The organism is Muribaculum gordoncarteri (assembly GCF_004803695.1).
Taxonomy (GTDB): domain Bacteria; phylum Bacteroidota; class Bacteroidia; order Bacteroidales; family Muribaculaceae; genus Muribaculum; species Muribaculum gordoncarteri.
Genome location: NZ_CP039393.1, coordinates 593,328 through 619,014 on the forward strand (window position 1 = coordinate 593,328; position 25,687 = coordinate 619,014).

Below are 25,687 nucleotides of genomic sequence, written 5' to 3' on the forward strand. Positions count from 1 at the left end.
CGGCAGGGCGGCATAATATGAAGCTGAAAATAACCAAGACAAAAAAGACTTCCATCCTTTATGTACAGAAGGCATACAGGGACAAGAACGGCAAAAGTACCTCAAGAATCCATGAGCGCCTTGGAACGCTTGAGGAAGTTCGTCAGAGATGCGGAGACAGAGATCCTGTTGAATGGGCCAGGGAATATATCGCCAGGCTTACGGCACAGGAGAAGGAGGGCCGGCAGGTGATAATATCACGTCTGTCGCCCACAAAGCTTATTGAAAAAGGCGAGGCTCAGAGTTGCGAGAGCGGATATCTGTTTCTTAAACGGCTGTACCATAAGGTCGGGATGGACAGGATATGCGAGGCAATCTCACGTAAACATAAGTTCGACTTCGATTTCAACAAAGTTCTGGAGCTGATGGTCTACGAACGGCTTTTGAGACCGGCTTCAAAACTAGGTAATTATCGCAGGAGCGGAAGCTATATCGAGCCTTTTGATATAGAAAAACAGCATATCTACAGGAGTCTGGATATCCTGGACAGACACGGTGAATACATCCAGAAGAGACTTTTCCTTAATTCGTCAAAGGTTGTCGAACGGGATACGACCGTCATGTACTATGACTGCACCAACTATTTTTTCGAGAGAGAATCTGCCGATCCGGACTATGTGACAGACAAAAAAGGGAACGTTCATGAACGTATACGCAAGTACGGAGTCTCCAAGGAACATCGACCGAACCCCATCGTACAGATGGGTATGTTCATCGACAACTCCGGCATGCCGGTTGCGATGTGCATCAATCCCGGCAATGCCAACGAACAGACTACCTTGATTCCAACTGAAAAGATTATAGTTGAGAAGATGGGGGTCAGCAAGATTGTAGTCTGTACAGACGGAGGTCTCTCTTCTGAAGGCAACCGGTCATATAACTCCACAGCAGAAAGATCATTCATAACGGTGCAGTCAATAAAGAAACTGGAGGATAATCTCAGGGACTGGTGTCTGGAACCGACAGGATGGAAACTTGTAAAGTCCGACACGGTACAAAAAGACAAGCGGTACCGGGATGCAGACGAGGATGAACTGGAGTTTGACCTGACTGATGCCGATACTGCCCGTTATTACGGAGACCGCACTTTTTATCGCGAGCGTTGGATTGTCAATGAAAAGACAAAGTTCTCTCAAAGATTGATTGTGACATTTTCATACAAATACCGCGACTACCTCCGATTCCTGCGTCAACGCGAGATTGACAAGGCTGACAGCAATGCACGTGGAAACAGGACATTGACCAAATCTTATAAGAGCCCTGACAGGTTCCTTTCCGAGACCTACGCCACAGAAGACGGCGAGGTTGCGGTATTCAGAACCGTCTCCCTGAATCTTGACGCCATATCAGAAGAAGAAAAATATGACGGCTTCTATGCGATATGTACGGATCTGTCTGACAATGTGACGAAAATCATCGAACTGAACCATAACCGCTGGGAGTCGGAGGATGCCTTCAGGGTCATCAAGACTGACTTCAAGGGTCGACCCGTCTTCGTCTGGACGGCGGAACACATAAGGGCCCACTTCATTGTCTGCTTTATCACACTACTGCTCTTCAGAATAATGGAAAAGGAACTGAACTATAAATACACATCCTCCGCTATAATTGAGAAACTACGGTCAATGACTATGAACATAGTCAAGGGAGAAGGCTACAAGCCTAACTTCACACGGGATGATCTTACCGATGACCTACATGCCAAAGCCGGCTTCAGACTCGACACCGAGATTGTTACTCGTCAGAAAATCAAACAGATTATTGCTAATATTAAAAAAGGTTAAATATAGATAACCCCATTCCAGTGCTACATATATAGACCCTTTTGCACATGGCTTCACGCCAATGTACAAAAGGGTTTGCTCGTTTTTGGACTGTAAAAGATGGGAAATTAATAAATATTGTGGAACTTGCGATATTTTAGATATATTATTTGTGCCGATTATTTTAACATGAAAAATGTGAATTTTTGGCAGATTCAGGAAATTGTGTCAGTAGGCGTGTCAGTGCCTTGAAAAGCTTTAACTTTTTGTCACATATTAAAATAGGCAATGCACCAACCTTTTTGGCACATCATTTGTTTTTCCTATGAATGTCGCGGAAATCCCACCATGGGAAGTGTGACATGAAATTGTATTGAAATTTAAAAACAAACATAAAATTATAGAATTATGGGAAAGATTATTGGTATTGACTTGGGAACCACCAATTCCTGTGTAGCAGTACTTGAAGGAAATGACCCCGTTGTTATTCCTAACAGCGAAGGACGTAACACAACACCTTCCATCGTTGCATTCATTGCCGGTGGCGAGCGTAAGGTAGGTGACCCTGCAAAGCGTCAGGCAATCACCAACCCTGAAGGAACAATATACTCTATCAAGCGTTTCATGGGCGAGAAATTTGACGAAGTGTCTGAAGAAGTTAAGCGTGTGCCTTATGAAGTGGGCCGCGGCGATAACGGAACAGCACGTGTGCTTGTCGATGGACGTGAATACACTCCTCAGGAAATTTCGGCCATGATTCTTCAGAAGATGAAGAAGACTGCCGAGGATTATCTCGGACAGAGTGTCGACGAGGCTGTTATCACAGTGCCCGCCTACTTTAACGACTCTCAGCGTCAGGCCACCAAGGAAGCCGGTGAAATAGCCGGTCTTAAGGTGCGCCGTATCGTGAACGAGCCTACCGCAGCCGCACTTGCCTACGGTCTTGACAAGAGCAACAAGGATCAGAAGATTGCCGTGTTTGACCTCGGTGGCGGTACTTTCGATATCTCTATTCTTGAACTTGGCGACGGCGTGTTTGAGGTTAAGTCAACCAACGGTGATACCCACCTTGGCGGTGACGACTTCGACCATGTAATCATCGACTGGCTTGCCGATGACTTCCAGCAGGAGTACAATGTTGACCTCCGTAAGGATTCAATGGCCCTCCAGCGTCTTAAGGAAGCTGCCGAAAAGGCCAAGATCGAGCTTTCAAGCTCAACCACTACTGAAATCAACCTTCCTTATATAATGCCTGTCGACGGTGTTCCTCGTCACTTGGTAAAGACTCTTACCCGTGCAAAGTTTGAGCAGCTTGCCGACAAGCTCATCCAGGCAACTGTAAAGCCTTGTGAGCAGGCATTGAAGGATGCAGGCCTTTCGGCCAAGGACATTGATGAGGTAATCCTCGTCGGCGGTTCGACCCGTATACCTGCAATTCAGGAAATCGTTCAGAAGTTCTTCGGCAAGGCTCCTTCCAAGGGCGTAAACCCCGATGAGGTTGTTGCCGTAGGTGCTGCCATCCAGGGCGGTGTGCTTTCAGGCGATGTTAAGGATGTGCTTCTTCTTGATGTTGTGCCTCTGTCGGTTGGTATCGAAACCCTCGGTGGCGTGATGACCAAGCTTATCGAAGCCAACACTACCATTCCTACCCGTAAGAGCGAAACATTCTCAACTGCAGCCGACAACCAGCCTTCAGTTGAAATCCACGTTCTCCAGGGCGAGCGCCCCATGGCCAAGGATGACAAGACTCTTGGTAAGTTCCACCTTGACGGAATCGCTCCCGCACCCCGTGGCATACCTCAGATCGAAGTTACTTTTGAAATCGATGCCAACGGTATACTTAACGTTTCAGCCAAGGATAAGGCTACAGGCAAGGAGCAGAGCATACGTATCGAGGCTTCTTCGGGCTTGACCGATGCCGAAATCAAGCGTATGAAGGACGAGGCTGCAGCCAATGCCGCAGCCGATGAAGCTGAAAAGAAGCGTGTCGACACTCTTAACCAGGCCGATACAATTATCTTCCAGACCGAAAAGCAGCTCAACGAACTCGGCGATAAGATTCCTGCCGACAAGAAATCGGCAATCGAGTCAGCTCTACAGCGACTAAAGGATGCTCACAAGTCGCAGGATGTTGCCGCAATCGAATCGGCCATCAACGACATCCAGAAGGCATTCGGCGAAGCTCAGCAGGACATTCTCAATGCCCAGCAGCAGGCTCAGAACGCACAACCCGGTGCAGGCCAGCCCGGCGCAGGTCAGGCTCCCCATGCCGGCGGTGATGACCACGTAACCGATGTCGACTTCGAGGAAGTTAAATAAGCTCCCAAACCAACAATAAAAGAAGTAGGGTGCCGCTCAACGAGCAGCACCCTATTTCTTTTTACCTTTACCGAATGTTCATTAGTTTTGATCAAAAGTATTATTCCGAACAGGAAGAGTGACTTTTATATTTCAAAACTGAGGCGGTTCAGACTTTTTTCGTAAATTTGCGATAGGTTCAATTGCCTTTGGCTCCGCGAACCCACCTATGGCTGACATGCGTTATCGGCCTATGTGTGAGCTTTATAAAGGTTGGCGTTGAATAATAAAAGATTATAGATTATGTCGGAAGAGCAGATGAATAGTTATCGACTCACATCGATGGAAGAGCCTGGCGACGAACGCATGGCTCAGATTATGCGTGAGGTCGCCGAGGATGCACGCGAAAGCACTCGCCGGGCTGCCGAGCGTGTGGCTGCTGGTATCGAGTCTGCTACACACGAGGCTCGTGCAAGAGTTGAAGAAACTTTAAACAAGCTTCGCAATGGCAGCAAGTGAATTGCATTCCAATCTTGGCTGCACTCGGAATAGCAGAAACGAGTTTCGCTCTTCACTCGTTGGCACAAGAAGTGAACATCGCCCGGTACTGATTGTGATTGCCGGCCCTAATGGGTCGGGCAAAACTTCCGTGACTTCCAAAATTCTACATCATGATTGGCTGGAAGATTCTGAGTATATCAACCCGGACAATGTGGCTCGCGATGTGTTCGGCGACTGGAACAATCAGGAGTCTGTGCTGAAAGCCGCTAACTATTGCAATGAATGGCGTGAAAGGTGTCTTGCTGAACGCAAAAGTCATATCTTTGAAACCGTGATGTCGGCTACGGATAAGGTCGACTATATTCTTAGAGCGAAAGCCGCGGGATTTTTCATCCGTCTGTTTTTCGTTTCCACTGAATCTCCGACAATCAATGCAAAGCGCGTTGCTAACCGTGTGCTGAATGGTGGTCATGATGTGCCTATACCCAAAATCATATCTCGCTATGACAAGTCCATTGCCAACTGTATCGCGTTGGCACCTTACGTTGACCGATTATATGTCTATGACAACTCAATTGAGGATACAGAAGCACGGCTATTGTTCCGATTGAGTGACGGCGAGCTTGCGAAACGCTATGTAGAGGAGCTTCCCAACTGGGCTTCAACCATCTTCCCAATATAAAATTTATACCAACATTTCAGTCGTTAACGCGTCGGTTGTGGGGGATGGAGGGGATTATATTTTGTGCTGTGGGGAAGATGTTGTAATTTTACGAAAAACTGTGATGCACGATATGAAGGAGATTAAAGTCATAAAAGGCGACATAACCGCATTGGCGGTTGATGCGATAGTGAACGCTGCCAACAGGTCATTGCTCGGAGGCGGAGGTGTCGACGGTGCAATTCACCGTTCTGCCGGCCCTGAATTGTTGGCCGAATGTCGCACATTGAATGGTTGTGCAACCGGACAATGCAAAATCACCGATGCCTATCGTCTTCCCTGCAAGAAGGTTATCCACACAGTGGGTCCGGTGTGGAGCGGCGGTAAACGAAATGAGGACGAATTGTTGGCTTCATGCTATAATACGGCTCTTGACCTGGCGATGGAGAATGGGTTGCGCAGTGTTGCGTTTCCGTGTATCAGCACCGGGGTCTATCATTTCCCGCAGGAAAGGGCTGCGGCGATAGCAGTCGACACCGTGAAGTCGCATCCATACAATGGTGAGGTTGTCTTCTGCTGTTTCCTGGCTGAGGATTACGACCTCTACAACCGCATCCTATCTTAGGGGCTTCTTCTTGCGTGCCGTAATGGTACTGAAGTTTGATAGTGCCCAGTTGATCATGTCCCCGATTATGGGCATCAGGCTCCGCCCCACCGGCGTTAGCGAATATTCCACCCGGGGCGGTATCTCGGCATAAACCTTGCGGTTGATTAGGCCGTCGGCTTCAAGATTTTTCAATGTTTCGGTCAATACCTTGGGCGAAATGTCGGGCAGGGCTTTGCCAATGGCGTTGAACCGTGTGTCCTCATTTTCGGAAAGTATGCATAGTATCAACATGGCCCATTTGCCCGAAAATCGCGAGATGACATTGCGCACGGGACATTCATCTATTGATGCATATTTTTTTAGATTTTCTTGTAGTGGCAAACTGTTCATATTCAATTATCGTTACGTTGATGTAAGTGACTTGCTTTTGTGTAACCTATTGTTTTATAGGAATAAAGCTGCTAACTTTGCGCTATCGAAATGATAGTGAGTTTCGATTGCAAAGTTAATAAACAACATTAAAAGAAACAAAATCATGAACGAAATCAAGATTATTGAATCAGGTGAAAAATTTTCACATTCAACTGTAGGAAATCTGCACGGCTTCGAGGGGAAGCAGTTTGTCAAGGATGCTACCGGTGCTACCTCTTGTGAAATCTCATTCGGTACGCTTGCATCGGGCCAGTCGGTGCCATTTTTCCATAGTCATAGGGAAAATGAGGAGAATTACATTATACTTTCGGGAGCCGGGCGATTTCAAGTAGACGATGATGTGTTTGATATTGCTGAGGGGTCGGTGGTGCGTGTCGCTGTTAACTGTGACCGAAATCTTAAATGTACTTCCGATGTTCCCATGACCTACATCTGTATTCAGGCTAAGGAGGGTAGTCTTGGGGGATATACGATGACTGATGCTGAGATAACCGAGCGTGAGAGTCGGTTGTGATTACGAGCCTTTTTCATAGTTATTGTTTTTATGCAAATATAGCGCATCGAAAAGCCGGATTTCACCCCATAATGTCGCGAAGCGCGGATATGTGGGTGTGGTGTATGGTGTTGTGCAACCCGCAAGGGTTCTAGTGGTCGGAAGACACAGCAAAAAGTCGAGCCTGGTTGTTATATCAAAAAAACAGATATGACTACACAGCACCCAAAAGATAATGTAACAGCCATCGGGGTGATAAAAAACCTCCCATACGATAAAATCTCAGAGATAGCGGCCAAAACAAAGGTCGATTACAAAGCAAAAAAATTACGTGGAGTAGACATGATGGTCGACTGCATATTTGCAATGCTGTCTTCATCTCAGGTCAGTCAAAGGATTATATCGATAAAAAATGGCATCCCGCTGATGACGGACACAAATGGCACCTCTGACAGCAAGCGCACAGTGGTGGTTCATTCATCTTTCAGCGAGCGGCTGACCAGGATAAATATAGATTTTTTCAAAGAGGCATATGCACTGATATGCTCCAAATATCTTAAGTATGTACCCGATGCTGTACTGGATGACATGCAAATAATACGCGTTGACAGCACCATGGTCGCCGAGACCTCAAACAAACTTGTGGAGGGTTTCTCTACCGGCATGACAAAAAATACATCTTCAGACCGGAGACAACTCAAGTACACCATGGCTTATAACGGACTCAACGTTGTGGCGGCCAATGTCTTTACAGAAAGGACATATTCTGCCGACAATGCCCCGATAAGCAAGACTGTGGCACAATGTCTGCGTAAAAGGGCGGGGATGTCGAATGGATATGTCTTTGACAGAGGCTTGAAGGATGTGGATGATTTCAAATGTATCGCGAAACTGACAAAACAGAACCGGGCCTTCTTCGTCGGGAGGCTCAACCTAAACCGCTGCACACAACCCGTAGAAACGATGTTGCCCGAAGACTCTGTGCTGGCAGACAATGAAGTGGTAGTGACCGCGGATGACAAGGGTTATCTCAGAGCCAAACAATCCGACAAATGGGATACCTCATGCCTTTACAGGATTATACGGGTTAGATTCAAGACACCGCGTCCGGAATCTCCACGAAACACCAGACGCCACGCCCGACACTATGATGACGAGATGGTCTTGATTACCAATAACTTTGAGAAAGATGCCATCGAAATTGTCCAATATTACCGAAGGCGCTGGGATATTGAGGTATTCTTTAAATTTCTCAAACAGGATCTGAGCTTTTCACATTTTATATCAACAAATGTACACGGAATACAGGTAATGCTGTATATGACCCTGATTGTCGCCCTGCTGGTTAAAATATATTCCATTGCCCATAATATGGGGCCACGCATAGCCAAACAGGCCATCATGACAGAATTGATTAGATATCAGACAGAAACGATAAAAAGACTTGAGGCTCAAGTAAAATCAATGAAATCAGAGGTCAATAATCTAAAAATCAAAATACTATCGTTACAAACCTCTTCCGACCACTAGAACCGCAAGGGGTTGTGGGATGAGGGTCGCTACCTATCCACGGGTGGCGCTTCGCTTACCCGCGGTTAAGCACATGTAATGCCTTCGGCATAATACAGGGTTGCGGGGAGCGGTGTTTGAGGGAGTGTGGGTTATTGGGCAACTACGTAGCCCTCTTTTTTATATAATAGCTCTTTATACCCGTGCTGCGGACGCCTAACGGCGTCCTTGCGCGGGCCTAACATATTAAGCGGCTCTGCAGCTTTGCACTAACGCGGGGATTTGCGGGCGGCGTGCGCCCTTCGCTGCGCGTGGCGAATACGTTGGCATTTGCGGGTGCGCGGGGCGAAAGCGTGGACACATGCGGGCGTGTGGGATGATATGTCTGGCGGCATATACGGGATGGAGGAGGTTAGGCGCCGCAGGAGCCGTCGCGGAGGAGTTCTTCTCCTCGGTAGGGTTCAATGTGGGTGGTTATTATGGCTGACTCGTTGCCGAAATCGTTTTTGAGCTTGTTTTCAACTTCGGTTGCGATTGAGTGACCTTGTTCCACCGTTATGTCTGGGTCGACTTTCAGATGCACCTCGATTATGATTTTGGATCCGTTACGGCGTGTGCGGAGATGATGATAGGTTCTCACCCCTTCCGATTCGGCGATTATGTGGCGTATCTGGTCCTCCATTTTTTCGGGCAATGACACTTCAAGCAGTTCGTTTATTGCCGGAATTGCCATCTTTATGCCTACGATGATGATGAATATGGCCACGACCATTGCTGCGATGGGGTCGAGTATTCGTCCGTTCTCGCCAAGGAACATCGCTCCCGCCACACCGACGAGTGTTGCCACTGATGAAAATGCGTCAGACCTGTGATGCCAGGCATTTGCAATGACGGCTCCCGACTGGATCCTTACTCCCACGCGTCGCGTGTAGCGAAACAGCCACTCCTTGATTACTATCGAGGCGAAGCATATAATGAGTGCTATCCATCCCGGGCGTGCAAGAGCTTCGCCTTGCAGGGCAAGGATAACATGTTTTATTCCGTCGATGAATATGCCTATGCCTACGATAATCAAGGCGACAGCAATGAGCATCGTAGCGAATGTTTCGTATTTGCCGTGTCCGTATTGATAGCGGGCGTTGGGTCGTCGACGGGCAATGCCCACCATTACCAAAACTATTACATCGGTAATGAAATCGGAGAACGAGTGAATACCGTCGGCGACAAGAGCTCCCGAACGGCCCACGATACCGGCAATGACTTTGGCCGTGCCGAGCGCGGCGTTGCACCAAAATCCCACCCATGTCACATGGCGGGCTTCCTTTACAGCTTCTTCAGGCGTTACGGATGAATGCTTTATTGAATTTGAATTATCCATAATGTCGCAAATATAGACATTACTTATTAAAAATGGAATAATCGGTTGCTTTTTCATCGAATATTCTCGCTATATTTGTCAATTATTGATAAATATAGCATTCCCAATGGAAAATAGTGAGAAAATATTGCCCGACTGGGCCAAGGCGATGAATTGCGCGGTAACGGTGTGTGATGCCGATTGCAATATAATATATATGAATGACAAGGCTCGTGCCACATTTGCGTCACATGGCGACTTGATAGGCCGCAATCTGATGGATTGTCACAACGAGCGTTCCGTTGCCATAATAAAGGAGCTGCTGGCAACTGGAGGAGTCAATTGCTATACGATCGACAAAAAGGGCGTAAAGAAGATGATATATCAAACGGCATGGCGTGATAACGGCTCGGTCGCCGGCCTTGTTGAAATATCGATGGAGATACCTGAGGAAATGCCTCACTACATAAGGTGAATGTCGACGGATTGTCCGGGCTTCAGGCGTAGTTTCTTTGTGGTTCCGTTATAGTGCAGCTTTGTCGCGCCGCCGGAACGTGAAGTGACTGTGGCCGACTTTACTTTGCCGTCCTTCCACGCGAAGTCGACCGTGAATCCGCCACGGGCGCACAATCCTTTTACTTCGCCCTCGCTCCAGTCGTCGGGTATTGCCGGAAGCAATGTTATGCTTTCGGGTGTGGACTGAATCAGCATCTCGGCTACGCCGGCGCTGCCTCCGAAGTTGCCGTCGATTTGGAACGGAGAGTGAGCGTCGAGCAGATTGGGGTAGGTGCCGCCTCCACGGCGCGCGTCCTTGCCACGATAGTTGTCGGGCGATATGTAGTTAAGGAGTTTGCGGTAAATGTGATAGGCGTTTTTACCGTCGCGGAGCCTTGCATATAGGTTGACGCGCCAACCGGTGCTCCATCCGGTTGTTTCATCGCCTTTTATTTCGAGTGTACGAGCTGCTGCCGCTGCCAGTTGGGGAGTGTCGTCGACCGACAGGTGATGACCGGGATATAGCCCGAACAGATGGGACTGATGGCGATGTCGCGGATCCTGGTCGGGCCAGTCGTGATACCATTCCTGAAGGTTGCCGTTGTGGCCTATCTTGTAGGGCTGCAGGCGTGAAATGGTGGCCGACAGCTGCGATGCGAATTTCTTGTCGATGCCAAGCTCGCGTGTCGCAGCCAATGCGTCGAGCAGGCACTCGCGGGTCATTGCAATGTCGGAAGTGTTGCCGTAGGATGTCGCTCCGGCATATCCGTCGGGTGTCATAAACTTGTTTTCGGGAGAGGTTCCGGGCGAAGTCATCAGCTTGCCGTCCTTTTCAATAAGCCATTCTATGCAGAATTCAGCGGCACCCCTGAGCAGCGGATAGTTGCGCATGAGGAACTCCTTGTCCTTGGTGAACTGGTAGCGCTCCCAGATGTGTGTTGCCACCCATGCGCCGCCCATGTTCCATGAAGCCCATGACGGGTCGCCGCCGTTTAGCCCCACGGGGCAGGTCATGGCCCAGATGTCGGTGTTGTGCCCAAGACACCACCCGCTATCCACACCATAGTAGTTGCTTGCTGTCGTCCTACCGGTTTTGCTGAGATTTTCAATGAATCCTAACAATGGGTCATGCATTTCGCTCAGATTGGTGACTTCGGCACCCCAGTAGTTTTCCTGGAGATTGATGTTGCTTGTGTAGTTGCTGCTCCATGGCGGAAGCAGTTTCTCGTTCCACAGACCTTGCAGATTGGCCGGTACGCCGGGTGTGCGTGAGCATGATATGAGCAGATAGCGGCCAAACTGGAAATAGAGCGCTTCGAGTTCGGGATTGCGCTCGTTTAGTTCGGTGTATCGGCGAAGCTGAACATCGGTGGGTAGTGCGGCAATCTGAGGGTCGGTAGCTCCAAGGTCGAGGTTTACGCGGTCGAAGAAATGGCGATAGTCGGCGATGTGGGCCGAACGCATATCCTCGTAACTCTTTTTTGAGGCGAGATCCATGCGCCGATTGGCAATCGCTTTGTAGTCGCGACCTTCCTTGACAGGGTCCTTGTCAAAGCCGTTGAAGCTTGTAGCATCGGTAATCAGTATCGTGACTTCGCGAGGCCCGTCGATCTTGATGTCGCCGGTAGGATAGGCGGTTACACCTTTGCCGTCAGGCGTTATAGCTTTTATGACAGTAAGGAAGTGTATGCCTCGGGCCGGGTCATAGAGATGCTTGTCGGAATCCTTTAGCCCGTCGTAATAGTTGGGATAGGATTGGTAGGCGGCATATCCTTCAGCTTCGATGGCTTTTCCGTGTGCCCGGGTTGAATGGGGAAGCAGGGAGTCAAAGTAGAGGCGCGCCTTTATGCCGTCGGGATTATCGGTGGTAATCTTTAGGGCTATTACCGAGTCGGGAGCCGATGCCAGGTATTCGGTGCTGAAACTGTAGCCGTCGCGGGTGTATCGGGTAGCGGCTACCGCTTCGTTAAGGTCGAGAGTGCGTTTATAGCCCGAGATGTCCTTAGTGTTGTCATATTGAATCAGCAATCGGCCGAGGGGCTGATAGTTTTGGCTGTAGTGTCCTTGAATCTTGCGGTTGGCCATGTCGGCTTCGCGATATTTTGCGCTGTCGAGCAGCGAGCGTATTTCGGGCAAAGCCTTATAGGCGTCGGGCGTTGTGACACCATTTTCAGGCTCTCCGCTCCACAGTGTTATGTCGTTGAGGGATATTTGGTCGGATGATGTGCCTCCGTATATCGTAGCTCCCAATGTTCCGTTGCCTATGACAAGTGCTTCCTCGAAAAATTCGGCCGGCTTGTCGTAGTGCAGGGTGAGGTTGCGGGAGAGTGCCGATGCTGTAGTGAGGAGGACGGCGATGATTAGAAATGTGATGTGACGGTTGTGATTCATGACAATGACGATATATCCAATTTCAATTTTGAAGTTATAAGTTCCAAAGCCTGTTTATATGCGCTTTCTGGATTCAGTTTTATCAGGTCGGGGTCGCGTTGCAGCCATGTGAGCTGCTTCTTTGCGTAGACCCTCGTGTTCTTGGCGATGCGAGGAACAGCCACATCAAGGGTCATCGTGCCGTCGAAAAATGCAAACAACTCTTTGTAGCCTACTGTGTTGAGAGAGTTGAGGTGCTTGAGGTGATATACGCTCCGAGCCTCTTCGATGAGTCCCTCCGCAATCATGTTGTCGACGCGGCGGTTTATGCGGTCAAAGAGCGTAGGACGATCGTAATCAATCATCATCTTGATGGTGTTGAACGGTCGTTGCTTGACTTCGCCGGTGCGAAGTGATGAGTAGGGGACACCCGCTTCAAGGCAAATTTCCACGGCGTGAACGAGTCGGCGATGGTTGGCCGGGTCGGCTGTGCGCAGATATTCGGGGTCGAGGTTGCGTAATGTGGCTCTAACGCCTTCGATTCCTTGGCTTTCATAGAGCTGCATTACGTGGCGGCGGATGTCGTCGCTTATGGTGGGCAGTTGATCGATGCCGCGTGTCACGGCGTCGATATACATCATCGAGCCTCCGCACATTATAGCGATGTTGTCGTCGTTCCACACCTTAGGAAGAAGCTCCATCACATCGCTTTCGTAACGCGCCGCGCTGTAATAATCGTCAAGGGCAAGGGTGCCGATGAAGTGGTGGCGTGCCGATGCAAGCTGCTCGGGAGTGGGGGCTGCCGTGCCTATGGGAATATCGCGATAAAGCTGGCGCGAATCGGCTGAAATGATGTCGCATTTCAGGGTTTGCGCCAGCTTTATGGATAAATCGGTTTTCCCGGAGCCTGTGGGTCCGGTGATGATTATAAGGGTAGGGCGGGTGTCGGTTGACACTTGCATTAGCTTATCGCTGAGCTACAAGACGAGCTATTTCAACAATGACATCGGTGGCCTTCTCCATCGACTTGACTGGGATGTATTCATAGCGTCCGTGGAAATTCAGGCCGCCTGCGAATATGTTGGGGCAGGGCAGACCCTTGAACGACAGCTGTGCTCCGTCGGTGCCTCCGCGTATGGGCACAACGTGGGGCGTTACATCAACATTGCGCATGGCCTCTTCGGCGATGTCGATGATAAATTTCACCGGCTCGATTTTTTCGCGCATGTTGTAGTACTGGTCCTTGATTTCGATTGCAGTGCTGTTGGGGAACTCGTTGTTTACCTTTCTCACGAGGTGCTCAAGTTCCTTTTTGCGGCGTTCAAAGCGGTCGCGGTCGTGGTCGCGGATGATGTAGGTAATCGTAGTCTGCTCCACGTTGCCTTCGATTGATGTAAGGTGATAGAATCCTTCGTAGCCTTCAGTGTGTTCGGGAGTTTCCCAGCGAGGCAGCATGGCCATGAACTGGTTGGCGATTCGGATTGAGTTTATCATCTTGTGCTTGGCATATCCGGGATGCACGTTGCGGCCGGTGAACGTTATCTTGGCCTGTGCGGCATTGAAGTTCTCATATTCAAGTTCGCCGATTTCTCCGCCGTCCATAGTGTAGGCCCATTCGGCGCCAAACTGCTCGACATCGAATTTGTGGGCGCCTTGTCCTATCTCCTCATCGGGATTGAAGGCAATCCTTATCTTTCCGTGCTTTATTTCGGGATGCTTTATGAGGTAATCGACCGCAGTTATGATTTCGGCGATGCCGGCTTTGTCATCGGCTCCGAGCAGTGTGTTGCCGTCGGTCACGATGAGGTCCTGACCAACGTAATGGTCGAGTTCGGGAAATTCGCGCGGTGACAACACGATGTTTTTCTCTTCGTTGAGAACTATGTTGCCGCCCTTGTACTGCGTGACAATGCGTGGTGTCACATGACGGCCCGACATGTCGGGCGATGTGTCAAGGTGTGCGATGAAGCCTATAGTGGGAATGGGCTTGTCGGTGTTGGCCGGAAGGGATGCCATAAGGTATCCGTTTTCGTCCAGTGATATCTCCTTGAGCCCCATTGCCTGAAGTTCCTTCTCAAGATGTTGGGCGAATATCATCTGCCCCGGAGTCGAGGGCCAAAGGTTGGTAAGTTCGTCACTTTGAGTGTCAAACTTTACGTATTGCAAAAATCGGTCAACTACATTCATGGCTAAGTAAATTTTGATTATCCGTAATTACAATGTATTTATTTAGGTATATAATGACTACAAAGTTAAAAGAAATAACGCAATAAAAAAGTGTTTTGGCATAAAACATCTGCCGGCGGTCGCAATTTTTCGCTTTTGGATTTGTTTATTAGTGAAAAATCATATTAGTTTGCATAAATAATCTATTCATCTTTATTTAACTTAAATATTCTATATGGAAAGAATCTACAAAAGTCTTATTGAATTGATAGGTAACACCCCTTTGCTTGAGTTGAGCAACATCGAGCGCGAAGAGGCGTTGAAGGCGCGTCTGCTCGTTAAGGTGGAGGCGTTCAATCCCGGTGGCAGCGTTAAGGACCGTGCCGCTTACTACATGATCGAGGATGCCGAGAAGAGGGGAGTGCTGACTCCCGGGGTGTTGATTATAGAACCTACAAGCGGAAATACCGGAATAGGACTTGCCTGGGTCGCTTCGCTGAAGGGGTACAAACTGGTGCTGACGATGCCCGACACGATGAGCGTCGAGCGACGCAATCTGCTCAAGGCATTGGGCGCGTCCATCGTGTTGACTCCCGGAGCCGAGGGCATGTCGGGCGCAATACGTAAGGCGATGGAGTTGAAAAATGAGAATCCCGGTTCGGTTATATTGCAACAGTTTGACAATAAGGCCAATCCTGCTTCTCACGAGAATACTACCGCCGAGGAGATTTGGCGTGACACCGATGGCAAGGTGGATGTGTTTGTTTCTGCCGTAGGTACGGGTGGAACCGTAAGCGGAACCGGACGAGGTCTTAAAAAGCATAACCGTGACATCGAGGTGGTGGCCGTTGAGCCTGAGGGTTCGCCTGTGCTTGAGGGCGGTAAGCCGGGACCGCATAAGATTCAAGGAATCGGAGCGGGATTCATCCCCGAGAATTATGATGCCGAAGTGGTTGACCGCGTAATGGCGGTGTCGGATGACGATGCGATACGCGGCTCGCGCATTTTGGCGCAGCATGAGGGATTGTTGGCGGGTATCTCGTCGGGTGCCGCTTTCAGTGCCGCGCTTAAGCTTGCTAAAAAGCCTGAATACAGCGGGAAAACGATTGTAGCGTTACTGCCCGATACCGGCGAGCGTTATTTGTCGACCGTGCTTTATGCATTTGACACATATCCCCTTTAATGAATATATGGTTAATTTGTGTTAACGAGGCGAATATTTTATGTATATGATATGTTATTTATAATAGAAAAATGCATATCTTTGCAATAGTTTTTCATGGTATTAGATTTAAGGTAAAAAGATTATTCGTCGTGATGACGGGTAATTTTTTTTATGCCTTTACGGAAGCCCGGCCTGCTCACGCTTGGCAAAAACAAAATAAATTTTGCTTTTTGCTCTCAGCTTATTTGTATCTTTGTGGGCAAAACATTGAATCCAGATGACGACTTATAAGCCATTGCGCAAGATAGAGCTTCTTGCACCCGCCCGTAATTCCGATATAGCAATTGAGGCGATAAAGCATGGAGCCGATGCAGTGTACATGGGTGCCGATGCGTTCGGGGCTCGTGCGGCTGCCGGCAATTCGGTTGAGGATATAGCTAAGGTAGTCAACTTTGCCCACTCTTTCCTTGCCAAGGTCTACGTGACGGTCAATACTATTATATATAATGATGAGCTTCATCGTGTGGAGAATCTCATTAAGGATTTATATCGTATAGGTGTCGATGCCGTGATTGTGCAGGACATGGCCGTGCTGAGGCTCGATTTGCCTCCGATTGCTTTGCATGCAAGTACGCAGTGCGACACCCGCACTCCTGAAAAGGCTCGGTTCCTGCAGGATGTGGGATTTTCCCAAATTGTGCTGCCTCGCGAGATGTCGCTCGATGAAATACGTGCGGTCCATGAGGCTGTCGATGTGCCGTTGGAGTCGTTTGTACACGGGGCTCTTTGTGTGAGCTACAGCGGCGACTGTCAGGCGAGCTATTCGCTAAAAGGGCGCAGCGCCAACAGGGGGGAGTGCGCCCAGATATGTCGTTTGCCTTTTGACCTGTATGACGGAGCCGGAAATTGTCGTCGCCGCGGACAGCATCTGCTTTCGCTGCGTGACCTTAATCTGAGCGACCGAATCGAGAGTATGCTTGATGCGGGCGTTTCGTCGTTTAAGATAGAGGGTAGGCTGAAGGATGCGTCCTATGTGAAAAATGTAGTGGCCTATTATCACAGAAAGCTTAACGAGGTGATTGCGTCATCCGGCGGAAAATATGTCAGAAGTTCCGTGGGTGAGGTGCGTCACTCTTTTGCCCCTCAGCTCGACAAGAGTTTCAACCGTGGATTCACGCGTTACTTCATCGACGGAGCCAATTCCCGGCTGTCAATTGCCTCAATCTATACTCCAAAGTCGCAGGGTGAGCGTGTTGGTGTTGTCAAGGCGGTTAAACCCGGATGTCTGATTGCGTCGCTTGATTGCGCGTTGAGCAATGGTGACGGATTAGGGTATTTTGATTCGCGCAACAGCTTTGTTGGGTTCCGGCTTAACCGTGCCGAGGGCGAGAGGCTATTTCCGGCGTCGAAAGTTGATGTCACTCCCGGCACGGTGCTGTATCGCAACAGCGACAAGGCTTTTGATGATGTGCTTTCCCGTGACAGTGCCACGCGCAGTATCGGGGTGACGATGGCGTTGAGCCGCTCGTCACGCGGCATAGTGCTGAAGGTGGACGACGAGCGAGGCAACGGTGTCGCTGTGACGCTCGACATGGATGAGATGCAGCCCGCCAACACTCCCCAGGAGGCGGCGCGTCGCAATGCACTCGGAAAGTTGGGCGGTACTATATATGTATTGAAAGGGCTTGACGACTTGCTCGGTGATCTGTTTGTCCCCGTGTCAAAATTGGCCGAGCTGCGCCGCCGTGCGATTTCGATGCTCGATTCGGCCAATCGAATTCGATACGAGGTCGACCGAAGGCGCGATGAGATTCCTGATGCGAAGTTCCCCGGCAACGGAGTGCTCTCCTATCATGATAATGTGGCCAACGACAAGGCGCGTGACTTCTATGAGCAGCACGGTGCAAAGTTGGGCGAGCAGGCGTTGGAGGTGGGGAAGTCAAAGCCCGGCCGTCGCGTTGTCATGACTACGCGTTATTGTCTGCGCAGGGAGCTCGGATGCTGCCTGCGTGACAATGGTGAGTCGCGAATGCCTTCGCCGTTGACGCTGCGTAACGGCGGCTCTTGCCTCGAATTGGAATTTGATTGTCGCCAATGTATAATGAGGGTGATAAATGTTGGTGTGAATAAGAAATTTTCTTAATTTTGCATCGATCCAAATAATAAACCATGTAGACATTAACTTATACAATTTTATAATATACCTATCACAGTCATGAAGAAGGATATGATTTTGGTTACGGGTGGAACCGGATACATCGGTTCGCACACCGTAGTTGAGCTCCAGAAAGCGGGCTATCCTGTAGTTATAGTGGATAATCTGTCAAACTCCAACAAGGAGGTCCTTGACGGGATTGAGCGTATTACCGGCATCCGCCCTGAGTTTGTTGAGGCTGATTGCACCGACATGGCCGCTCTCACAGCTCTGTTTGACAAGTATCCCGGAATCAAGGGAATAATCAATTTTGCTGCAAGCAAGGCCGTGGGCGAATCCATGCAGAAGCCTATTCTCTACTATCGCAACAATCTTAACACGCTCATGAATCTGCTCGACCTTATGGGTGAGCGTGGCGTAAAGGGCATTGTATTCTCTTCGTCATGTACAGTGTACGGCGAGCCTGATGTTAATCCCGTGACCGAAGCCGCTCCCATCAAGAAGGCCACTTCGCCTTACGGCAACACAAAGCAGATTTCGGAGGAGATTATAACTGATGTAATCAACGCCGGAGCGCCTTTCAAGAGCATCATACTTCGTTACTTCAATCCGGTTGGAGCTCATCCGAGCGCCGAAATCGGCGAATTGCCTAACGGAGTTCCCCAGAATCTCATCCCTTATTTGACTCAGACCGCCATTGGCGTGCGCAAGGAGCTTAGCGTATTCGGCAATGACTACAATACCCGCGACGGTTATTGCATCCGTGACTTCATCGATGTTGTAGACCTTGCGCGTGCTCATGTCATCGCTGTAGAGCGTATGCTTGAGGACAAGAGCCCCGAAAAGATTGAGATATTCAACCTCGGAACCGGCAACGGCCTGTCGGTTATGGAGCTCATCAATGCTTTTGAACGTGCTACGGGCGTAAAGGTTCCTTATAAGATCGCTCCCCGTCGTGCCGGTGACATTGAGCAGGTGTGGGCTAATCCCGCCTATGCAAATGAGGTTCTTGGCTGGAAAGCTGAAACTCCGATTGAGGACACAATGCGTTCGGCATGGGCTTGGCAGCTTCGTCTTCGTGAGCGCGGAGTCATGTAATAGTACTTTATTTTATATACCGTTTTTTTTCAAGGTCGTTGTCATTGGATGGCGACCTTGATTTTTTTTGTGTTTTGCGGGTGTTGATTCACAGGTGGTTGTGAATTTGTTTGGGATTTCGGCTAAAAAAGTGGTGAAAAAATTTGGTGGTTACGGACAAAGGGCGTAACTTTGCACTCGCTTTTGAGAAAGCGGTCATCCGGCGGAGGCCGGGACGCTCCGGAAGGGCGGCAACAAAATTTTGAATAAAAAGTTTGCGGGAATGAAAAAAACGTTGTAACTTTGCAACGCTTTTCCCGGAAAGCCCGAGAGAGCGAGGACATTGAAATTATTACAATAGACAAGAAGTAGTACAAGAGAAGGGTCATGTTAAACATGATTGCCACTCTGTCAATTCTGCGATAGCACAACACTCCGGCCAGGGGGTCGAGATGGAAAGCGTTTCCGTCAAGACACAGAAAAAATAAAAAAAAAGATACAAACAACGAAGAGTTTGATCCTGGCTCAGGATGAACGCTAGCGACAGGCCTAACACATGCAAGTCGAGGGGCATCGGGGCGAGGAGCAATCCTTGCCGCCGGCGACCGGCGCACGGGTGAGTAACGCGTATGCGACCTGCCCGTTGCAGGGGGATAATCGGGAGAAATCCCGTCTAATACCGCGTAATGCCGCGGGGCTGCATGGCCCTGCGGCCAAAGGAAGCGATTCCGGCAACGGATGGGCATGCGTGACATTAGCTAGTTGGCGGGGCAACGGCCCACCAAGGCGACGATGTCTAGGGGTTCTGAGAGGAAGGTCCCCCACACTGGTACTGAGACACGGACCAGACTCCTACGGGAGGCAGCAGTGAGGAATATTGGTCAATGGGCGCGAGCCTGAACCAGCCAAGTCGCGTGAGGGATGACGGCCCTACGGGTTGTAAACCTCTTTTGTCGGGGAGCAAATTCCGCCACGCGTGGCGGGGTCGAGAGTACCCGAAGAAAAAGCATCGGCTAACTCCGTGCCAGCAGCCGCGGTAATACGGAGGATGCGAGCGTTATCCGGATTTATTGGGTTTAAAGGGTGCGTAGGCGGACTGTCAAGTCAGCGGTAAAATACGGGGGCTCAACCTCCGCCCGCCGTTGAAACTGACGGTCTTGAGTGGGCGAGAAGTATGCGGAATGCGTGGTGTAGCGGTGAAATGCATAGATATCACGCAGAACTCCGATTGCGAAGGCAGCATACCGGCGCCCAACTGACGCTGAAGCACGAAAGCGTGGGTATCGAACAGGATTAGATACCCTGGTAGTCCACGCAGTAAACGATGAATACTAGCTGTCCGGGGAGAATGAGCCCTGGGTGGCACAGCGAAAGCGTTAAGTATTCCACCTGGGGAGTACGCCGGCAACGGTGAAACTCAAAGGAATTGACGGGGGCCCGCACAAGCGGAGGAACATGTGGTTTAATTCGATGATACGCGAGGAACCTTACCCGGGCTCAAACGACACAGGAACGGTCCTGAAAGGGGTCGGCTCTACGGAGCCTGTGTCGAGGTGCTGCATGGTTGTCGTCAGCTCGTGCCGTGAGGTGTCGGCTTAAGTGCCATAACGAGCGCAACCCCCATCGACAGTTGCTAACAGGTTAGGCTGAGGACTCTGTCGAGACTGCCGGCGCAAGCTGCGAGGAAGGCGGGGATGACGTCAAATCAGCACGGCCCTTACGTCCGGGGCGACACACGTGTTACAATGGCAGGTACAGCGGGAAGCCACCTGGCGACAGGGAGCGGAACCCGAAAGCCTGTCTCAGTTCGGATTGGAGTCTGCAACCCGACTCCATGAAGCTGGATTCGCTAGTAATCGCGCATCAGCCACGGCGCGGTGAATACGTTCCCGGGCCTTGTACACACCGCCCGTCAAGCCATGGAAGCCGGGGGTGCCTGAAGTGCGCTGCCGCAAGGAGCGCCCTAGGGTAAAACCGGTGACTGGGGCTAAGTCGTAACAAGGTAGCCGTACCGGAAGGTGCGGCTGGAACACCTCCTTTCTGGAGCGGAGCGCGAGCTCGGTTCCCCTGGAGAAAACGGAGGCTAACGCACGACCGAGTGGACAATCCCTTCGGTACTGCTTCGTCTATTGTTTTATATAACGCATTATCCTCCTTGACGGAGGTTGAAGTGCAGTCCCTTAGCTCAGTTGGTTAGAGCGCTACACTGATAATGTAGAGGTCGGCAGTTCAACTCTGCCAGGGACTACGATAAAGGAAGAGGACATTGACATGCTGGAAGCGATTCTGAGTAATCAGAATCAAGATACGAGTGAAACAAATGACGAAATCAAAGCATTAGGTATGCATATACGATGCGACAGATTGAGTAGGCGAAAAAAATAAACTCTAAGGAAAGGAGACAAGGGCACATGAAGGATGCCTTGGCTCTCGGAGGCGAAGAAGGACGTGATAAGCTGCGATAAGCCGCGGGGAGGGGCAAATACCCATTGATCCGCGGATTTCCGAATGGGGCAACCCGCCGGAAGCGATTCCGGCACCCGGCTTCTGGCCGGGGGCGAACCCGGGGAACTGAAACATCTCAATACCCGGAGGAAGAGAAAATAACAATGATTCCGCAAGTAGTGGCGAGCGAACGCGGAGGAGCCCAAACCCGGGCCGTCGAGGCGGCACCGGGGGTTGTAGGACCGCCCGTCAAGGACGCGCGAACGCTAGGGGGACCGGCTGGAAAGCCGGGCCGGAGAGGGTGACAGCCCCGTACCCGAAAGCGTGAACGCGACAAGGGCGGCACCTGAGTAGCGCGGGACACGAGAAATCCTGCGTGAATCCGCGAGGACCATCTCGCAAGGCTAAACACTACCGAGAGACCGATAGCGAACCAGTACCGTGAGGGAAAGGTGAAAAGAACCTCGAACAGAGGAGTGAAACAGACCCTGAAATCATGTGCCTACAAGCGGTCGGAGCCACGTAATGTGGTGACGGCGTGCCTTTTGCATAATGAACCTACGAGTCACCGTCGCCGGCGAGGCTAAGTGCGAGGACGCACGGAGCCGAAGCGAAAGCGAGTCTTAACAGGGCGCTGAGTCGGCGGAGGTGGACGCGAAACCAAGTGATCTACCCTCGGGCAGGTTGAAGGATGGGTAACACCATCTGGAGGACCGAACCGGTAAGCGTTGAAAAGCTTTCGGATGACCTGAGGGTAGGAGTGAAAGGCCAATCAAACTTGGAGATAGCTCGTACTCCCCGAAATGCATTTAGGTGCAGCCTCGGGACATGTACCGCGGAGGTAGAGCGACTGATAGGATGCGAGGGCTTCACCGCCTATCAAGTCCTGACAAACTCCGAATGCCGCGGCACGAATCCCGGGAGTGAGGGCGCGGGTGCTAAGGTCCGCGTCCGAGAGAGGAACAACTCAGACCACCGGCCAAGGCCCCCAAATGCGGGCTAAGTTGAAGACCATAACGAGGTGGGATTGCCTTGACAGCTAGGATGTTGGCTTGGAAGCAGCCATTCATTTAAAGAGTGCGTAACAGCTCACTAGTCGAGTGATCCCGCGTGGATAATAATCGGGCATAAGCCCGCTGCCGAAGCCGTGGAATGTCGCTTAGAGCGGCATTGGTAGGGGAGCATTCCGTAGGCCCTTGAAGGTGCGTCGCAAGGCGTGCTGGAGGCATCGGAAAAGCAAATGTAGGTATAAGTAACGACAAGGGAGGCGAGAAACCTCCCCGCCGAAAGACCAAGGGTTCCTGAACAACGCTAATCGGTTCAGGCACAGTCGGGACCTAAGGGGCAGCCGAACGGCGGACCCGATGGACAGCCGGTCAACATTCCGGCACCCCGGCGCGGAGCGATGCGGCGACGGAGAAGTGACACACCCGCGCACTGACGGAATAGTGCGTTGAACCGCGTAGCTATAGGCGGCGTAGTAAAGTACGCGCCGCCTGGTGAAACGGGATAGTACCGCGAGCCCCCGGGCAAGCGGATAGCGGTGGTAACCATGCTCCCGAGAAAACCCGCTAAGCAATCCGTGACGGGCCCGTACCGCAAACCGACACAGGTGGTCGGGTAGAACATACTTAGGCGCTCGAGTGAATCATGGTTAAGGAACTAGGCAAATTGACCCCGTAACTTCGGGATAAGGGGTTCCCTCCCCCGGGAGGGGCGCAGAGAATAGGTCCAGGCAACTGTTTAACAAAAACACAGGGCCATGCAAAGTTTAAAGACGAAGAATATGGCCTGACACCTGCCCGGTGCCGGAAGGTTAAGAGGAGACGTCATCGCAAGAGAAGCGTTGAATTGAAGCCCCGGTAAACGGCGGCCGTAACTATAACGGTCCTAAGGTAGCGAAATTCCTTGTCGGGTAAGTTCCGACCTGCACGAATGGTGTAATGATCCGGACACTGTCTCAACCATGAGCTCGGTGAAATTGTAGTATCGGTGAAGATGCCGATTACCCGCAGCGGGACGAAAAGACCCCGTGAACCTTTACTGCAGCTTAGCACTGTGACCGGGTGTGCGATGTGTAGGATAGTCAGGAGGCAGCGAAGCAGGGACGCCAGTCCCTGTGGAGCCGACGTTGAAATACTGACCTTCGCACATTTGGTCTCTAACTCGGCAATCGAGGACACTGCTTGGTGGGTAGTTTGACTGGGGTGGTCGCCTCCAAAAGAGTAACGGAGGCTTCTAAAGGTACCCTCAGGCCGATTGGTAACCGGCCGCAGAGTGTAATGGCACAAGGGTGCTTGACTGGGAGACTCACAAGTCGCACAGGTAGGAAACTAGAGCATAGTGATCCGGTGGTTCCGCATGGAAGGGCCATCGCTCAAAGGATAAAAGGTACTCCGGGGATAACAGGCTGATCCCTCCCAAGAGCTCATATCGACGGAGTGGTTTGGCACCTCGATGTCGGCTCGTCACATCCCGGGGCTGGAGAAGGTCCCAAGGGTTAGGCTGTTCGCCTATTAAAGTGGCACGCGAGCTGGGTTCAGAACGTCGTGAGACAGTTCGGTCTCTATCTGCTGTGGGCGCAGGAAATTTGCGGGGCTCCGACACTAGTACGAGAGGACCGTGTTGGACAGACCTCCGGTTTACCGGTTGTACCGCCAGGTGCACCGCCGGGTATCCGCGTCTGGTCAGGATAAGTGCTGAAAGCATCTAAGCACGAAGCCCTCCCCAAGATAAGATTTCCACACAGGGCCGTCAAAGACGATGACGTAGATAGGTTGCAGGTGCAGGGGCGGCAACGTCCAGAGCCGAGCAATACTAATCGCCCGAACCCTTTCCGGGACGCAAGTCCCCGTGCTCAATGCAAAGGTTCCGCAGGCCACGCCGCCGCGGGACGGTCGCAGTGCACAGTCCGAGGCTTCGATTGAGTCGAAGACCCGTATCAGCTTTCAGGAAGTCCGCTTCCTCCACCACACCGGTCGCCTAAGAGATGGCGACGACAGGAAAAAGAGAAAAACTAAGGTGGTGACAGCGCGGGGGGTCCACCTCTTCCCATTCCGAACAGAGAAGTTAAACCCCGCCACGCCGATGGTACTGCGAAAGTGGGAGAGTAGGTAACCGCCCCCTTCACAATCAGGCCGACTGCACATCGCAGTCGGCCTGATTCTTTTTATCCCCATGCCATTACAGCAAACAGATTGCCATAAATAAGAAAAGCAACCGAGGTGGTTGCTTTGTCGTTTATAGATGTGCCCCGTTTTGGGGGTTAGAGTTATTCTTTTTCGCTAAGCTCGAAAGCCTTTCTTACATCATTTCGGGCATCGTCCTTACGGTAACGCAGCTTGTTAAGGTAACCGCGATAAAGATAAAGCTCTCCGTTGTCGGGATCAAGCTCAAGTCCTGCGGCTATATCGGCCGACGCTTCGTTTAGCTTTTGAGTCATAAGATAACACACCGCGCGTGCGCTGTACAGGTCGGCTGAAGGTTTCTTCTTTATAAGCTCGCTGTAGTAGGGAATCGCTTTTTCCCACTGCTCGGTTGCAGTGTACAATGCTCCATAAGCGGTGTTGGCCTCATCGCTGCCCGGTGACATGCGGTTCAGTGCGTCACAATCATTCTGTGCAGTTGCATAGTCGCCATATCGCAGTGACATCACCGCATGCATGTAACGCGGTTCTATCAGCGTGGTGTCAAGTGCTATTATTTTTGAATAGTCGTTATAGGCCAATGAGTCACGGCCGAGTGCGAGATACACTTCCGCTCTGTTTTTCAGCACCGTCACCGATACGGGTGCTCGCTTGTGAGCGTCACTTAATGTTGCTATGGCTGCGCTGTCCTGCCCGAGATAGAATTGAACGAGTCCGAGATTGGACATTAGCAGGATGTTTGACGGATTCTCGGGATCGAGTGCCATAGCGTCCTTCAGGCTCTTTTCGGCTTCCAGCCATTTACCTTCGGATATGGCTTTGTCGGCATCTCCCATAAGGTCGAAATAAGTGTCGGATAGAGCTGTTACAGGCACCGATACCATTGTGGCCGACAGCAATGTGGCTATGATTGATTTGCGCATATTATTGAGGTTTGACCTGCAAATATACGGCTATTTTTGTTTATAGATGGCTATTGTTTACATATTTAGTCATTTTTTAGAATTG

The 25,687-nt window shown here is 50.7% G+C and carries 16 protein-coding genes, 1 tRNA gene, 3 rRNA genes and 1 pseudogene; 15 read left to right on the top strand and 6 right to left on the bottom strand.

Annotated features, from left to right (window positions below):
* Positions 1-17 precede the first annotated feature (17 nt).
* From E7746_RS02560 to E7746_RS02580, 5 genes and pseudogenes are all read left to right on the top strand, one after another.
* Positions 18-1,823, top strand: coding sequence for an IS1634 family transposase (locus E7746_RS02560; RefSeq protein ID WP_107681949.1), 1,806 nt, complete (start codon positions 18-20; stop codon positions 1,821-1,823).
* A gap of 387 nt (positions 1,824-2,210) precedes the next feature.
* Complete coding sequence (dnaK, locus tag E7746_RS02565) at positions 2,211-4,121, top strand: molecular chaperone DnaK (RefSeq protein WP_123397222.1); 1,911 nt, start codon at positions 2,211-2,213, stop codon at positions 4,119-4,121.
* Between the two features lie 297 nt (positions 4,122-4,418).
* A complete protein-coding gene (locus E7746_RS02570; protein WP_238337308.1) occupies positions 4,419-4,619 on the top strand; it encodes a hypothetical protein in 201 nt (66 codons plus the stop codon).
* Between the two features lie 76 nt (positions 4,620-4,695).
* Positions 4,696-5,283, top strand: a pseudogene (locus E7746_RS02575) (zeta toxin family protein); the annotation flags it as partial.
* Positions 5,284-5,395: 112 nt separating this feature from the next.
* A complete protein-coding gene (locus tag E7746_RS02580; protein ID WP_136409733.1) occupies positions 5,396-5,887 on the top strand; it encodes an O-acetyl-ADP-ribose deacetylase in 492 nt (163 codons plus the stop codon).
* On the opposite strand, the gene E7746_RS02585 is transcribed toward E7746_RS02580, so the two are convergent.
* The gene (locus tag E7746_RS02585) at positions 5,879-6,259 is read right to left on the bottom strand and encodes a winged helix-turn-helix transcriptional regulator (protein ID WP_136409734.1); all 381 of its coding nucleotides are present in this window, start codon (positions 6,257-6,259) and stop codon (positions 5,879-5,881) included. The two genes, E7746_RS02580 and E7746_RS02585, sit on opposite strands and share 9 nt — an antisense overlap.
* A gap of 145 nt (positions 6,260-6,404) precedes the next feature.
* Here E7746_RS02585 and E7746_RS02590 point away from each other — a divergent pair, with 145 nt between their 5' ends.
* Both E7746_RS02590 and E7746_RS02595 read left to right on the top strand, forming a co-directional pair.
* Entirely contained in the window at positions 6,405-6,815 is a 411-nt protein-coding gene (locus E7746_RS02590) for a cupin domain-containing protein (protein WP_136409735.1), read from the top strand.
* A 189-nt stretch (positions 6,816-7,004) separates the two neighbouring features.
* Entirely contained in the window at positions 7,005-8,324 is a 1,320-nt protein-coding gene (locus E7746_RS02595; protein ID WP_136409415.1) for a transposase, read from the top strand.
* Positions 8,325-8,715: 391 nt separating this feature from the next.
* On the opposite strand, the gene E7746_RS02600 is transcribed toward E7746_RS02595, so the two are convergent.
* Positions 8,716-9,681 carry a cation diffusion facilitator family transporter gene (locus tag E7746_RS02600; RefSeq protein ID WP_123397273.1) on the bottom strand — a complete coding sequence of 322 codons (966 nt, stop codon included), beginning with the start codon at positions 9,679-9,681 and terminating at the stop codon, positions 8,716-8,718.
* A 106-nt stretch (positions 9,682-9,787) separates the two neighbouring features.
* Between E7746_RS02600 and E7746_RS02605 the strand changes: the two genes are divergently transcribed.
* A complete protein-coding gene (locus E7746_RS02605; RefSeq protein ID WP_136409736.1) occupies positions 9,788-10,135 on the top strand; it encodes a PAS domain-containing protein in 348 nt (115 codons plus the stop codon).
* Here the strand turns inward: E7746_RS02605 and E7746_RS02610 are convergent.
* From E7746_RS02610 to pepT, 3 genes are read right to left on the bottom strand one after another with little or no spacing between them, the layout of a single operon-like run.
* Positions 10,123-12,546: a glycoside hydrolase family 95 protein gene (locus tag E7746_RS02610; protein WP_136409737.1), complete on the bottom strand. Its 2,424-nt coding sequence runs from the start codon at positions 12,544-12,546 to the stop codon at positions 10,123-10,125. The genes E7746_RS02605 and E7746_RS02610 overlap by 13 nt on opposite strands.
* Positions 12,543-13,487, bottom strand: a complete 945-nt coding sequence (miaA, locus tag E7746_RS02615) for a tRNA (adenosine(37)-N6)-dimethylallyltransferase MiaA (RefSeq protein WP_136409738.1) — start codon at positions 13,485-13,487, stop codon at positions 12,543-12,545. The genes E7746_RS02610 and miaA overlap by 4 nt, the downstream gene beginning before the upstream one ends.
* A gap of 4 nt (positions 13,488-13,491) precedes the next feature.
* Positions 13,492-14,712, bottom strand: coding sequence for a peptidase T (pepT, locus tag E7746_RS02620; protein ID WP_136409739.1), 1,221 nt, complete (start codon positions 14,710-14,712; stop codon positions 13,492-13,494).
* Positions 14,713-14,926: 214 nt separating this feature from the next.
* Between pepT and cysK the strand changes: the two genes are divergently transcribed.
* The 7 genes from cysK to rrf all read left to right on the top strand — a co-directional run bounded on the left by cysK (position 14,927) and on the right by rrf (position 24,659).
* Entirely contained in the window at positions 14,927-15,874 is a 948-nt protein-coding gene (cysK, locus tag E7746_RS02625) for a cysteine synthase A (RefSeq protein ID WP_136409740.1), read from the top strand.
* 259 nt (positions 15,875-16,133) lie between these two features.
* On the top strand, positions 16,134-17,999 hold the full coding sequence (locus E7746_RS02630) for a peptidase U32 family protein (protein WP_136409741.1): 1,866 nt from the start codon (positions 16,134-16,136) through the stop codon (positions 17,997-17,999).
* Between the two features lie 72 nt (positions 18,000-18,071).
* Entirely contained in the window at positions 18,072-19,109 is a 1,038-nt protein-coding gene (gene galE / locus E7746_RS02635; RefSeq protein WP_136409742.1) for a UDP-glucose 4-epimerase GalE, read from the top strand.
* Positions 19,110-19,590: 481 nt separating this feature from the next.
* Positions 19,591-21,128, top strand: a 16S ribosomal RNA gene (locus tag E7746_RS02640).
* A 134-nt stretch (positions 21,129-21,262) separates the two neighbouring features.
* A tRNA-Ile gene (locus tag E7746_RS02645) sits at positions 21,263-21,336 on the top strand.
* A 143-nt stretch (positions 21,337-21,479) separates the two neighbouring features.
* Positions 21,480-24,374: ribosomal RNA gene (locus E7746_RS02650) — 23S ribosomal RNA — on the top strand.
* A 176-nt stretch (positions 24,375-24,550) separates the two neighbouring features.
* A 5S ribosomal RNA gene (rrf, locus tag E7746_RS02655) occupies positions 24,551-24,659 on the top strand.
* Together the 16S, 23S and 5S rRNA genes with 1 tRNA gene alongside form the textbook arrangement of a ribosomal RNA operon.
* A 145-nt stretch (positions 24,660-24,804) precedes the next feature.
* Here the strand turns inward: rrf and E7746_RS02660 are convergent.
* A complete protein-coding gene (locus E7746_RS02660) occupies positions 24,805-25,602 on the bottom strand; it encodes a tetratricopeptide repeat protein (RefSeq protein WP_136409743.1) in 798 nt (265 codons plus the stop codon).
* Positions 25,603-25,687 lie beyond the last annotated feature (85 nt).